Source organism: Streptosporangium sp. NPDC051022 (assembly GCF_040683035.1).
In the GTDB taxonomy this organism is placed as follows: domain Bacteria; phylum Actinomycetota; class Actinomycetes; order Streptosporangiales; family Streptosporangiaceae; genus Streptosporangium.
Genome location: NZ_JBFBCF010000012.1, coordinates 129,279 through 142,326 on the forward strand (window position 1 = coordinate 129,279; position 13,048 = coordinate 142,326).

Annotated in this window: 12 protein-coding genes; 3 read left to right on the plus strand and 9 right to left on the minus strand. The window is 72.6% G+C overall.

All coding sequences use genetic code 11. The features are described 5' to 3' along the window. Positions 1–132: 132 nt before the first annotated feature. Both AB0N02_RS21010 and AB0N02_RS21015 read right to left on the minus strand, forming a co-directional pair. Positions 133–1,962, minus strand: a complete 1,830-nt coding sequence (locus tag AB0N02_RS21010) for a dynamin family protein (protein WP_363948905.1) — start codon at positions 1,960–1,962, stop codon at positions 133–135. Next, positions 1,959–2,186 (minus strand): hypothetical protein, encoded by a 228-nt coding sequence (locus AB0N02_RS21015; protein ID WP_363948907.1) that lies wholly within the window; start codon positions 2,184–2,186, stop codon positions 1,959–1,961. Before AB0N02_RS21015 ends, AB0N02_RS21010 begins: the two co-directional genes overlap by 4 nt. An 80-nt stretch (positions 2,187–2,266) precedes the next feature. Between AB0N02_RS21015 and AB0N02_RS21020 the strand changes: the two genes are divergently transcribed. Beyond that, positions 2,267–2,815: a sigma-70 family RNA polymerase sigma factor gene (locus AB0N02_RS21020; protein ID WP_363948910.1), complete on the plus strand. Its 549-nt coding sequence runs from the start codon at positions 2,267–2,269 to the stop codon at positions 2,813–2,815. Between the two features lie 5 nt (positions 2,816–2,820). Here the strand turns inward: AB0N02_RS21020 and grpE are convergent, their stop codons facing one another. The 4 genes from grpE to AB0N02_RS21040 all read right to left on the minus strand — a co-directional run bounded on the left by grpE (position 2,821) and on the right by AB0N02_RS21040 (position 6,846). Then, positions 2,821–3,846, minus strand: coding sequence for a nucleotide exchange factor GrpE (gene grpE / locus AB0N02_RS21025; RefSeq protein ID WP_363948913.1), 1,026 nt, complete (start codon positions 3,844–3,846; stop codon positions 2,821–2,823). Positions 3,847–3,944: 98 nt separating this feature from the next. Continuing rightward, entirely contained in the window at positions 3,945–4,193 is a 249-nt protein-coding gene (locus AB0N02_RS21030) for a hypothetical protein (protein WP_363948916.1), read from the minus strand. Between the two features lie 253 nt (positions 4,194–4,446). After that, positions 4,447–6,207: a glycoside hydrolase family 15 protein gene (locus tag AB0N02_RS21035; RefSeq protein WP_363948919.1), complete on the minus strand. Its 1,761-nt coding sequence runs from the start codon at positions 6,205–6,207 to the stop codon at positions 4,447–4,449. Positions 6,208–6,240: 33 nt separating this feature from the next. Further along, entirely contained in the window at positions 6,241–6,846 is a 606-nt protein-coding gene (locus tag AB0N02_RS21040) for a hypothetical protein (RefSeq protein WP_363948921.1), read from the minus strand. Between the two features lie 75 nt (positions 6,847–6,921). On the opposite strand from AB0N02_RS21040, the gene AB0N02_RS21045 reads away from it, so the two are divergent. After that, complete coding sequence (locus AB0N02_RS21045) at positions 6,922–8,355, plus strand: PLP-dependent aminotransferase family protein (protein WP_363948924.1); 1,434 nt, start codon at positions 6,922–6,924, stop codon at positions 8,353–8,355. 56 nt (positions 8,356–8,411) lie between these two features. Here the strand turns inward: AB0N02_RS21045 and AB0N02_RS21050 are convergent, their stop codons facing one another. The 3 genes from AB0N02_RS21050 to AB0N02_RS21060 form a co-directional block, all read right to left on the minus strand. Continuing rightward, positions 8,412–8,735 (minus strand): hypothetical protein, encoded by a 324-nt coding sequence (locus AB0N02_RS21050; RefSeq protein ID WP_363948927.1) that lies wholly within the window; start codon positions 8,733–8,735, stop codon positions 8,412–8,414. Between the two features lie 67 nt (positions 8,736–8,802). Further along, positions 8,803–9,414 carry a TRIC cation channel family protein gene (locus AB0N02_RS21055; protein WP_363948930.1) on the minus strand — a complete coding sequence of 204 codons (612 nt, stop codon included), beginning with the start codon at positions 9,412–9,414 and terminating at the stop codon, positions 8,803–8,805. Positions 9,415–9,452: 38 nt separating this feature from the next. Beyond that, entirely contained in the window at positions 9,453–10,964 is a 1,512-nt protein-coding gene (locus AB0N02_RS21060) for a peptide MFS transporter (RefSeq protein WP_363948933.1), read from the minus strand. Positions 10,965–11,145: 181 nt separating this feature from the next. Here AB0N02_RS21060 and AB0N02_RS21065 point away from each other — a divergent pair, with 181 nt between their 5' ends. Then, on the plus strand, positions 11,146–12,993 hold the full coding sequence (locus AB0N02_RS21065) for an AMP-binding protein (RefSeq protein WP_363948935.1): 1,848 nt from the start codon (positions 11,146–11,148) through the stop codon (positions 12,991–12,993). The last annotated feature ends 55 nt before the right edge of the window (positions 12,994–13,048 follow it).

Here is a 13,048-nt window from a genome sequence, read left to right on the forward strand (position 1 = left end):
CTCACCGTGTCGGCGGCCGTTCACCCGAGCCGGGTCCGGGTCCGTCCGGGCGCCGGTAGGGCGGGTGGTGAAGCGGGGCGGGCCGGCGCCGGCGAGCGGTGCACGGCCCGGTGAACGTTCTCGGTCACGGCATCAGGAACCGTCCGGGTGGCACTGTGACCAGATGGTCTCGTAGGCCTCGCAGAGGGTCTCGGCGGCCCGCCGCTGCCGGATGGGGAGCGGCCGGTGGGTCAGCACGCGGAAGCGGGCGGCCAGCCCGGCGGCGTACCCGGCGACCTCGGCGCGCGGGGCCGAGGGCGGCGCGCCGAGCTGGGTCGCGAGCTCGGTGCCGGACAGCAGGAGTTCCAGGGCGCGCCGGTCGTCGGCGGGGACCATCGGGGACAGGCGCAGCGCCTCGACCGCCGCCCGGTCCACGCGGACCGGGGGCAGCGGGGTGCCGCCCGCGGCGGCGGGCCCGGAGCCGTCCGCCAGGGCCGCGATGACGACGTCCTCCAGGACGGTCAGCACGTCTCTGGCCCGGTGCCCGCCCGCGCGGCCCTCGTTCATCATGGCGAGGGTGCGCCAGCGCATCGAGGCCGCCGTGGCGGCGGCGGCGATGTCCGCCGCCGCGGCCCCGGCGGGCAGGCCGAGCTGTTCCGCCGGATCGTCGTGCCGGGCCATGCGCAGGAGCTCGGCGGTCATCTCCTCGTTCAGGACCAGCGTCCCCCGGCCGAGCGCCTCGGCGGCGGCGAAGATCCGCAGGCCGCCCAGGGCGGTGGCGATCGGCTTGTTCTCGTCGAGCTGGGCCGCCAGCGCGTCCAGGGTGGAACGATCCGAGCCCAGCGCGGGGGAGCGGGCGATGCGGCGCAGCCGGGTCAGGGCGTCGAGCGCCTTCAGATGGTCGGCGCGGCGGGCGAAGTGCGCGATGCCCGCGGCGACCGAGCCGGTCGCCGCCCGCCCCGCCGAGGAGTATCCCGACCGTTCCAGCAGGTGGGCCGCGAGCCCGGCGGCGTCGGAGACCTCGCCCCGCCGCAGCGCGCCGACCGCGGTCGCGATGCCGTAACGGTGCAGCCGCTCGACCAGCAGCCGCCGTGTCCCGGCCGGGACGGGCAGGTCGGAGGCGGTACGGAAGTCGTCCAGGTCGAGGAGGTAGTCCTCCAGGTCGTCCTCGTCGAGTCCGGCCAGCGTGGACAGGGCCTCGAACTCGCCGGCACCCGGCGGGCACGCCCGCGCGGTCTCCGCCAGCAGGCCGATCACCGGGACCACGTCGAAGACGGAGGTCCGCAGATCCTGATAGCCCTTGGCCGCCAGCCTGCGGGCGGTCGGCCAGGGGTCGTCCTCGTCGCCGCGCCGGTCGACCTGGCCGAGCACGGCGAGGGTGTTGACGCAGCTCATGCCGCACGCGTCGGTGAGGCCGCGGAACTCGGAGAGGGTGGTGTCGTCGAACTTCTGGACGTAGCGCAGCACGTAGATCATCGCCTGGGCGCGGTCGTCCTCGTCCTCGGAGCCGAACAGCATGTTCCGGGCGGCGCGCTCGTTGGCGGCCGTCACGGTGTTCATGCCGGGGGTGTCGACGATGGTGACCGTGCGCAGCGACGGCAGGTCCAGCGCGACCCGCAGCCGCCGGACCCGGGCCACGTCCACGCCCAGGTCGGCGGGGAGCCGGTGGCCGGGCAGCAGGCGGGAGTGGGCCACGCCGCCGTCCGTCAGCTCGATCGTGATGCGGCCGTCGTCCTCGCCGTACTCGTACTGGGTGACCACGAAGGTGCACTCGCCCGCGTCCACCGGGGCGACGGGCAGCCCGAGCAGCGCGTTCACCAGGGTCGACTTCCCGCTGCTCACCGCGCCCGCGACCGCGACCCGCAGCGGGGCGTCGAGATCCGCGCGCACCTGCGCCACCCGCTCGCGCAGCTCGGCCCCGGCGAGCTTGGCCGAGGTGGTCTCACAGAGACGGCGCAGCAGGTCGGCGGGGCCGGCCGTCACGCGTCACCGCCCGGCGCGGGCCGCCCGCCGGGGGCGAAGACGGCCGGATCGGGCAGCAGGCGGAGGTCGGCGTCGTCCGACGAGAACGTCAGCGCCAGCATGTACAGGGTCTCCTCCTCGGTCGGTTCCGGGAGCCTCTCGAAGAGGAGCCGACGTAGGCCGGTCAGGTCGTCTGACTCCTCCCCGGTCGGCCCGAACCCCGGATTATCACGGTCCAATATCATGGCGGACTACCTCATACCGGGTGATCGTGCGACGTGATGTCATTGGCTGATTTTTTCCACCCCACGAGGATGGGTGACCGATGACGAGCGGGTCGCTGAGCACCGCCGTTGAGGACGAGAGTGTTCTCATCGCCGCGGCGAGGGCAGGTGACGAGATCGCGTTCGCCGAGCTGTGGTCGGCGGTGCGGCGCCAGGCTTTCGGCGTCTGCTACCACCTGACCGGAAACCGCGCCGACGCGCTCGACGCGTTGCAGGAGACGCAGCTCGCCGCCTGGCGCGGCCTGGCGACCTTCCAGGGCAGGGCGCCCTTCCGGGCCTGGATCCTGGTGGTCGCGCGCAACGCCGCCCACGCGGTGATCCGGCGCCGCCCTCCGGCCGGGGTGCTCCTGGCCCAGGTGGCGGAGGAGTCCCTGGTCGCCGACCCCTTCGAGGACTCCGTCGCCGGGCTGGCCGACTTGCGCAGGGCGCTGGCCGAGCTGCCCGAATCCCAGCGCGAGGCGCTGCTGCTGTGGGCGGGCGGGCTCACCTACGAGCAGGTGGCGGCCTCGCTCGAGGTGCCGCTCAACACGGTGAGAGCCTGGATCCACCGGGCCAGGAGACGGCTTCAGGCCGGTCTCGCCGGTGGCTGAGTCCCTCACTGCGCCGTCTCGCTCCCGGGCGCTTCGTGACGGTAGACGGCCACCTGCGGCACCCGGATCACCCGGTCGCCGTCGGCGTATCCCCGCTTGACGGTCTCCGCCACGATGTCGTGCAGCTCGGGCCGCCCGGTCGGTTCGGTGCCGAAGGCCTCGTGCAGGCGCGGGTCGAAGCGCCGCCCGTCCGCGACGATCTCCTGGACCCCGGCCCGGCTCAGCCCCTCCATGAGCGTGTCCGCCAGGCGGGGATGGCGTTCGGCGATCTGGTCCCGGTAGCCGATGCAGGCCTCGACCAGGGCGCCCCGTCCCGGGTGGCCGCCCGCGAAGAGGCGCTCCACCTGCTGGGTGAGCGCCTGGCTGATACCGCTGCCCGCGACCTCCGCCAGGGCGTCCGCCAGCGGATCGCCCTGGAGCGGGACCTGCCCTCCGCCGGGCGACGCCGACGGCCCCGGCACGCCGGAGGGCGCGGACGGGGCCTGCTGGGAGCCGGATGATCCCGGCGGTCCCGACGGCACGGCGTACGGTGCCGTCGGGGCGGCGGGCTGCGGTGGGTACGGCGGAGGCGCCCCCCCGGACGCCCCTGCGAACGATTCCCCCGGCGGCGGCGCGTGGGAGGCGGCTGCCCCCGGAACGAGCGGTGAGACCGGGGGACCGGCGGGTCCCGCCGCTCCCGGGGAGCCCTGCCACCCGGCCGCCGCGGCGGCCGTTCCCCGCCTCTGCCACCACAGGTAGGCCGCCGCCCCGGCCGCGACGACGGCACCCGCCGCGAGCGCGAGCGCCAGCGGCAGCGGGATCGGCAACGGGCTCGGATCGTCCGGCTGCCGCGCAGCGCCGGTCGCGATCCCTCGCCCCTCTCCGAGCACGGGCCGGACGGGTTTCCCGTCGACGGCGCCTGCCCGGTCGTGCTCCGATGACGCGGCGGTGTCCGCCGCCCGCCCGCCGGCCCCTCCCGCCGTCAGGCCGCAGCCGGTCAGCGTCAGGCCGACCAGCAGCAGCAGAGGCAGGAGTACGCGTCGGTCTCTCATCGGTCGTCTTCCTCGTCGGCGGCCCGTGTGACCGGAGCCCGGGTTCCCCCCTGGTGAAGTCACACGTGAAGATCACACGGGCGCGTGCCAGGGTGTGATCAGGAGGTCGGGAAGGGGCCCGCGGTCTGGGTGTAGTCGGAGACTCCGTCGCCGTCGGTGTCGACCCGCATCTCGTCGATGTAGCCGTCGCCGTCGTTGTCGAGGTAGACGACGTCGGTCACGCCGTCGCCGTCGGTGTCGTAGCGCTCCTCGTTGGCGTAGCCGTCGCCGTCGGTGTCGATCAGCTGGGCGTCGGTGCTGCCGTCGCCGTCGAAGTCGACGAGGTCGGAGGTAACGAAGTCGCTCATGGTTGTTCCTTTCGGGTTGCGTTCAACAGATGAGAGTGGCGCCCGAGGCGATTTGTTGCACCCGACGGGGAAATTTTTTTGCGACTTTTCTGGACTTGTGGGCAGACCTGTTCCCCGTTCCGCCACCGGGGTGCGAACGCGCAGCTCAGCGCGCCCGCACCGCCGGCGCGCGGGCCCTCACCCGGCGGCCGGGCGGCGAGCCCGGCCGGGCGGCCCGGCGGTGCGGGCCGGGCTTCGCCCGGTGCGCGAGCCCTCAGCCCAGTGCGCGAGCGGTGTGGATCAGCGGGACGTGGCTGAAGGCCTGCGGGAAGTTGCCGACCATGCGGCCGTAGCGGGGGTCGTACTCCTCGGAGAGCAGGCCGAGGTCGTTGCGCAGCGACAGCAGGCGCTCGAACAGCTCGACCGCCTCGTCCTTGCGGCCGATCATCGCCAGCGCCTCGGCCAGCCAGAAACTGCAGGCCAGGAACGCGCCCTCGCCCCCCGGCAGGCCGTCCACGTCGTTTTCCTCGTCCACGGGGTAGCGCAGCACGAAGCCGTCGACCATCAGCTCGCGCTGGATCGCCTCGACGGTGCCGATCACCCGGGGGTCCTCCGGCGGCAGGAAGCCGACCATCGGGATCAGCAGCAGCGAGGCGTCCAGCTCGGTGGAGCCGTACGACTGGGTGAAGGTGCCGCGCTCGGCGTCGAACGCCTTGTGGCAGACCTCGGCGTGGATCCGCTCGCGCAGCTCGCGCCAGCGCTCGACCGGGCCGGTCCGGCCGAATTCCTCCACCTGCTTGATGGCCCGGTCCAGGGCGACCCAGCACATCACCTTGGAGTGGGTGAAGTGCCTGCGCGGGCCGCGGACCTCCCACAGGCCCTCGTCGGGCTCGTCCCAGTGGCTCTCCACGTATCCCATGAGCTCGCGCTGGATGGTCCACGCCCGTTGGTCCGGCTCCATGCCCGAGGCCCGGGACAGGTACAGGGAGTTCATCACCTCCCCGTAGACGTCGAGCTGGAGCTGGGTGACCGCGCCGTTGCCGATCCTGACGGGCCGAGAGCCCTCGTATCCGGGCAGCCAGGACAGCTCCAGCTCCGTCAGCCTGCGCTCGCCGGTCACGCTGTACATGATCTGCAGGTCCTGCGCGCGGCCCGCGATCACGCGCAGCAGCCACGCGCGCCAGGAACGGGCCTCCTCCAGGTAGCCGCCGCCGATGAGGGCCTCCAGCGTCATGGTGGCGTCGCGCAGCCAGCAGTAGCGGTAGTCCCAGTTGCGGACCCCGCCGAGGTCCTCGGGCAGCGAGGTGGTGGGGGCGGCGACGATGCCGCCGGTGGGCGCGTAGGTGAGCGCCTTGAGCGTGATCAGCGAACGGACCACGGCCTCGCGCCACGGGCCCTGGTAGGTGCACTGGGCCACCCACTCCTCCCACAGCGACTCGGTCTCCGTCAGCTGTTCGAAGGGGTCGATCTCGACCGGCTTGGGCTCGTGGGAGGGGTGCCAGGTGAAGACGAAGGCCAGGCGCTCGCCCTCGGCGACGCGGAACCTCGCCTTGTGGGCGTAGTCGCCGCCCTGCAGCGGGACGGGGGAGTGCAGCCACACCGAGTCGGGTCCGCCGACGGCCTGGAGCAGGCCGTCGGTACGGCGCACCCACGGCACGATCCGGCCGTAGTCGAAGCGGACACGGATCTCGGTGGCCATCTCGACCGTTCCCGACACGCCCTCCACGATCCTGACCAGGTCGGGGTTGACGTGCCGGGCGGGCATGAAGTCCGTGACGCGGACCGTGCCGCCGGGGGTGTCCCACTCGCTCTCCAGCACCAGGGACTCGCCCTTGTAGCGCCGCCGGGTGGCGTCGGTCCTCTGGGCGTCGGCCGGGCCGAGCCACCACTGCCCGTGGTGTTTGTCGCCGAGCAGCGCCGCGAAGCACGCGGGTGAGTCGAACTGGGGCAGGCAGAGCCAGTCGATGGAGCCGTTGCGGCCGATCAGGGCCGCCGACTGCATGTCGCCAACGAGAGCGTAGTCCTCGATCCGCATGTGCTCGACGCTAACGCCTCGGTGGCGCCCGGATCAGCCCCTGGGTCGCATCAGGGGCATGAAGAACTGGCTCAGCGGCCCGATGGCCAGGGCGAACACCGCGGTGCCGAGCCCCACCGTACCGCCGAGCAGCCAGCCCGCGGCCAGCACCGTGATCTCGATGAGCGTCCTGGCGGCGCGGATGGACAGGCCCAGGCGGTTGAGCCCGGTCATCAGGCCGTCCCGCGGCCCGGGGCCGAGACCGGCGCCGATGTAGAGGGCGGTGGCCGCGCCGGTGGTGACGACGCCGAGCAGCAGGTAGGCCCAGCGCGCGACCGGCGGTTCCGGGGTGGGGATCAGCCACATGGCGGCGTCGGCGAACACCCCGAGGAGGAGAACGTTGCTGATGGTGCCGATGCCCGGCCGCTGTCTGAGCGGGATCCACAGCAGCATGACCAGGGCGCCGACCAGGATGATCCAGGTGCCGACCGACAGGCCGAGGTGGATGGACAGGCCCTGGTGGAAGACGTCCCAGGGACTGCCGCCGAGGTGGGACTCGATCTGGAGGGCGACGCCCGCTCCGTAGAGGGCCAGGCCCGAGTACAGACGTGCGAGACGGCCCGGGAACGAGCCGAGGTTGGGAAGGGATAGCTCACTCATGGTGGCGCCAATCGTTCAGGCCACCGCTCTCCATTAAAAGGGCCAATCACGATAATTGGCCTTATAGTGGTCAAGGTGGACCGGTATCTGAGCGGTGTCCAGCTCGCCCGCCTGCTGGCGATCGACCCCGGCGCCCGGCCGTACTACCGGGCGCTGGCCGAGACCGTGCGCTCGCTGATCCTCGACGGGAGGCTGCCCGTGCGGGTGCGGCTCCCCGCCGAGCGGCATCTCGCGGAGGCGCTGGGCGTCAGCCGCACCACCGTCACCGCCGCCTACGACCGGCTCCGCGAGCAGGGATACCTGGACAGCAGGCAGGGCGCGGGAAGCTGGACGGCGCTGCCGGACGCCGGCGCGCTGGGCACCGAGAACCCCTGGATAGCCGCCGAGGACGACGGGCTTCTGCCGCTGCACTGCGCGGCCCCGCTGGCGATCGGGGCCCTCCCGGCGGCGATCGCCTCCGCGGGCGAGCAGTACCCCCGCCACGCCCTCGGCATAGGCTACGACCCGGTCGGGCTGGCACCGCTGCGCCGGGCGATCGCCGCCCGCTACACCGAGCGGGGGCTGGCCACCAGGCCCGAGCAGATCCTGGTCACCGCGGGCGCCCAGCACGCGCTCTACCTGCTGACCACGATGCTGCTGGCACCGGGCGACCCGGTGCTGCTGGAGTCGCCCACCTACCCGCACGCGATCGACGTGGCCAGGCTGCGCGGCGCCAGGATCGTCCCCGTCGGCATTCCCGACGACGGCTGGCACCTCGACCTCCTCACCAGCGCGATGCGCCAGTCGGCCGCCCGCCTCGCCTACGTCGTCCCCGACTTCCACAACCCGACCGGGCACCTGATGGACGACGCCACCCGTGCCGGGCTGGTGAGCGCGGCCAGGAAGCACGACACCACGCTGATCGTGGACGAGACCTGGAACGAGCTGGCCATCGACGAGGTGCCCAGGACCGCGCCGCTGGCCGCCTTCGACACCGACGGCCGGGTGATCAGCATCGGGTCGGCCTCCAAACTGTGGTGGGGCGGCCTGCGCATCGGCTGGATCCGGACCGGCGCCGCCACGATCCGCCGCCTGGCCGCGCTCCGCGCCGCCGTGGACATCGCCAGCTCCCTGTTCGAGCAGCTGGTCGTCACCAGGCTGTTCGAGGACATCGAGGAGACCAGGGCCGAGCGCCGCCGGACCCTCGGCGCCTCCAGGGCCGCCCTGGTGGCCGCGCTGACCGAGCACATGCCCGACTGGAGCTTCACCGTGCCCCGGGGCGGGGGATCGCTGTGGGTGCGGCTGCCCGGCCCGTCGGGAACCGCGCTGGCCGACGCGGCGGCCTGTCACGGCGTACGGCTGGCCCCCGGCACCTGGTTCGGCGTCGACGGCACCCTGGAGGGCAGGATCCGGCTGCCCTTCACCCAGCCCCCGCAGGTCATCGTCGAGGCGGTCGGCCGCATCGCCGAGGCCAGGCTCAGGGGACCGTACGGCAGCCGCCCCGCCCTGCCGCTCACCCCGGCGCTCTGACCGGGCAGCGGGGGACGCTCCGGAGACGCCGTGGAGAGGCTCCCGAGACGTCCCGGCTACGCCGCCTCCGCCGCCTGTCCTGCCTCCTGAAGGGTGTGGGAGCGATGCTGGGTGGCGAGCAGGTGGCCGATCCCGACGACGACGGCCACGGGCCACTCGATGATCTCCAGGGCGCCCAGCGCGCCCAGCACCGCGTAGAAGACCAGCTGGCCGGGCGGGGGTATCCTCACCGGCCCGATCAGTGGCAGGTCGACCTCCGGCCTCCGCTCTTCGCCGCCCCGGCCGGAGACGGTGTTCGCGGTGTGCCTCGCAGCGTTCTTCCCGGCGTTCTTTCCGGCGTTCTTCCCGGCCATGACCGCCTCCCCGAATCGATCGCGCATCGCGACCGTGCCCGCGAAACGATCCGTGTAACACGACTTGACCGGGGCTTTCGGCGCCGTCTTCGGGTCACTCCGGGGTGACGCCCCTGGCCAGCGGGGCGCGCCAGCGCAGTCGCATGGCGGCGATGCGCAGTCCGAAGGCGAGCACGGCGGCGGCCAGCGTGGCGGGCCAGCCGTGCAGGTCGAAGGTGTAGAGCGTGGCCATGACCGCGGAGCCGAGCGTGGCGGGCACCGCGTAGAGCTGGCGGTCGTAGAGCAGGTTGGGGATCTGCCCGGCGAGGACGTCGCGCAGCACGCCGCCGCCGACGCCCGTGGTGACCCCGAGCAGGGTGGCGTGCAGAGGGCTGAGGCCGTAGCTCATCGCCTTCTCCGTGCCCACCACGGAGAACAGGCCGAGCCCCGCCGCGTCGAGCACGTTGACCGCGGGCATCACCCGCTGCACGTGCGGGTGCCAGAAGAACACGATCGCCGTGGCTGCGAGGGGGACGAGCACGTAGCCCGTGCTGGAGAAGGCGGCCGGCCGTACGTTGAGGATCAGGTCGCGCAGGATCCCGCCGCCCAGCGCGGTCATCGCCGCCAGCACGGCCATGCCGACCACGTCCAGCCGCTTGCGGACGCCCACGAGCGCTCCGGAGAGCGCGAAGACGAAGATTCCGACGAGGTCGAGCAGCTGGGTCACCGGTGAATCATCCCATGACCCGCTCTATGCGTTCGTCGTTACGGCGGCGCGGGCCCCGGCGGCACGTGGTCGTGCTCCCGCATCAGGGTGCGGAGCCTGGGCACGAACAGGAACAACAGCACGCCCGAGGCCACGGCGATCGCCGCCAGGGTGAGGAAGTACGCCGGTTCGGACATGTAGTTCTTCAGCCTGCCCGTCTGCCCGCCCACCGCGTCGCCGACCGAGGTGGCGATGAACCAGACGCCGAGCATCTGGCTCTTGAACGCCTGGGGGGCGAGCTTGGTGGTGACCGAGAGCCCGACCGGGCTCAGCGCGAGTTCCCCGAAGACCTGGACGAGATAGACCAGCACCAGCCACCACACGGAGACCCGCCCGGTGCCGGCCAGCCTGGAGGCCAGAGCCATGATCACGAAGCTCAGGCCGACCATGAGCAGCGCGAAGGCGAACTTCTGGGGGGCGGTCACCCGGTTGCCCAGCCTGACCCACAAAGCCGCGAAGACCGGCACGAAGAGCATGATGAACAGCGGGTTGAACGACTGCGTGGCCGCCGCGGTGATCCGGACGCCGGACAACGACAGGTCGGTGTGGTCCTCGGCGAAGAACAGCAGCACGGTCGGGGCCAGGTCGTAGACCATCCAGAAGACGGCGGCCGCGGCGAACAGCCAGATGTAGGCCCGCATCCCGGCGCGCTCCTCCGCGGTCAGGTCGTGGCTGCCGAGCAGGATGTAGCCGAAGTAGGCCACCGGGACGATCACGATCACCACCGTCGTCGCCAGCGCGAAGGCGTCGAGGGTGAAGGTGCCCGAGGCCGCCCAGAGCGCCAGGGCGGCGGCCACCACGGCGACGGCGGCGGCCGAGACGAGGCCGAAGCGCCTGCGCTCGCCGGGGGCCGGCCGGTGCCCGGGCTCGTCGCCGGCGCCCCGGAGGCTGGGGCGGCCCACCACGTACTGCACCAGGCCCAGGGCCATGCCGACCGCCGCCGCCCCGAAGCCCAGGTGCCAGCGGTCGCCGTCGGCGAGCCAGCCGACCACGATGGGGGCGATGAAGGCGCCGAGGTTGATGCCGAGATAGAAGATGGAGAACCCCGCGTCCCTGCGCGCGTCGTCGTCCTCGGGATAGAGCTTGCCGACCATCGCGGAGATGTTCGGCTTCAGCAGCCCCGTCCCGGCGATGATGAGCAGCAGCCCCAGGGCCACGAAGACGCCCGTCCTGACGGGTACGGCCATGCTGATGTGCCCGCACATGATGACGAGGCCGCCCCACAGCACCGCCCTGCGGGCACCGAGGATCCGGTCGGCGATCCAGCCTCCGGGCAGGGCGACCAGGTAGATGAGGGCGCCGTAGACGCCGACGATCGCCTGGGCGGTTCCCCTGCTCAGCCCCAGGCCGCCGATGGCGGGGGAGGCGGCCATGAAGGTGGCCAGGATGGCGCGCAGGCCGTACCAGCTGAAGCGTTCCCACATCTCGGTGCCGAACAGCGTGGCGAGACCGCGCGGATGTCCGAAGAAGGTCTTCTCGTGAGCGCCTGTCCCCGATGTCATATCGGTCATGCCACCTCCCGAAGTCACACTGTGACCGCACGACAACCCTACGTGCGCGTTCCGGCGGAAGCGGGCCGGGAGCCGCCGTGCGCCGGGGTCCCTCTGCTCGCCGCAGGGTCTTGTTCCTCCGTATCCCGTGTGGTGCGATGCATGCCACGCATGCAAGTGACCACTTTCGGGAGGCGCGTCCATGACCGGTGTCCTTGAAGAGCGTGCGGCGATCGAGCGGGAGATCGCGGGCCGTACCGTCTGCGCCCAGCTGGAGGAGGCGGCCCGGCTCAACCCCGATGCCCCGGCCTACTCCGACCCGGCCGGGGAGGACACCGGGGAGGGCTGGGTCACCCTCACCTACGCCGAGGCCAGGCGGCGGATCCTGGAGATCGCCGCGGGTTTCGCGGCCCTCGGGCTGCGCCCCGGCGAGGCGGTCGCGCTGATGATGGTCAACCGCAGCGAACACGTCCTGGCGGACCTGGGGGCGGTGCACGCGGGCGGCGTCTCGTGCTCGGTCTACTCCACCTTCGCCCCGGAGCAGGTGGCCTTCGTCGCCGGCGACGTCGGCGCGCGGATCGCCGTGCTGGGCGGCCCCGCCGACCTGGCCAGGTGGGAGCCGGTGCTCGAGGACCTTCCCCGGCTGCACAGGATCGTCGTGCTGGAGGGCGCCCCGCCCGGTGACCGCTTCATCGGCTGGGACGACTTCCTCGCCCTGGGCCGCCGGCGGCTCGCCGAGGACCCCGCCTCGGTCGACGCCCGCTGGCGCGCGGTGACCGCCGACGACGTCCTGACGGTGCTCTACACCTCCGGCACGACCGGCAACCCCAAAGGCGTGCCGCTGACCCACGCCAACGTGTTCTTCGAGGTCGTGGCCACCAGCCGGATGGTCGGCCTGCCGGACGGGTGCACCCAGATCTCCTACCTCACCTACGCGCACATCGCCGAGCGCGTGCTCAGCCTCTACCTGCCGCTCTTCAAGATCTCCCACACCCATTTCTGCGTCGACCTCGCCCGGCTAGGTGCAGTCCTCGCCCAGGTCAGGCCCGCCCTGTTCTTCGGTGTCCCGCGCGTCTGGGAGAAGATGACGGCCCGGCTGCGGGCGCTGCTGGCCACCCAGCCGCCGGAGCGGCGGGAGAGCGTGCGCCAGGCCATGGCCGCGGGCCTCGCCTACATCGAGGCCCGCCAGTACGGGCGCACCCCCTCATCCGAGGTCCGGGCGGCCTACGAGCGGGCCGACGCCGCGCTGCTGTCGACGATTCGCTCGCTGATCGGCCTCGACAACGCGGGCTGGCTGGCCACCGCAGCCGCGCCGATGCCGATCGAGGTCCAGCGCTTCTTCGCGGGCCTCGGCCTGTGCGTGCTCGACGTGTACGGCATGACCGAGACCACGGGCGCCTTCACCGCCAACGCCCCCGGCCGCTTCAAACTCGGCACGGTCGGCCAGGCGGGTCCCGGCGTCGAGATCCGCATCGCCGAGGACGGGGAGATCCTCACCCGCAGCCCGGCCAACACCCGCGGCTACCTCAACCGCCCGGAGGCGACCGCCGAGCTCCTGGACGAGGACGGCTGGCTGCACACCGGCGACGTGGGCTCCGTCGACGAGGACGGCTTCGTCAGCATCGTCGACCGGAAGAAGGAGCTCATCATCACCGCGGGCGGGGAGAACATCTCCCCGGCCAACATCGAGTGCCTCCTCACGGAGCACCCCCTCATCGGCCAGGCCCTCGCCTACGGCGACGGCAGGCCGTACCCGGTGGCGATCCTCACCCTCGACGGCGAGACGGCGCCCGGCTGGGCGCTGGAGCGGGGCATCGAGTTCACCACCCTGGCCGGGCTCGCCGAGCACCCCGGCGTCCTGGAGGAGGTGCGGGGCGCGGTCGCCGCGGCCAACGAGAGGCTCGCCCGTGTCCAGCAGGTCAAGCGCTGGCGCCTGCTGCCGGTCGAGTGGACGCCGGAGACCCAGGAGCTCACGCCGAGCCTGAAGCTCAAACGCCGCGTCGTCCACGCCAAGTACGCGGAGGTCATCGACGCCCTGTACCAGGGCTGACCGCCGCGCGGGGTCGCGTCTCCCGGGCGGCGTTTTGCCCAACCGGAAGCGTGTC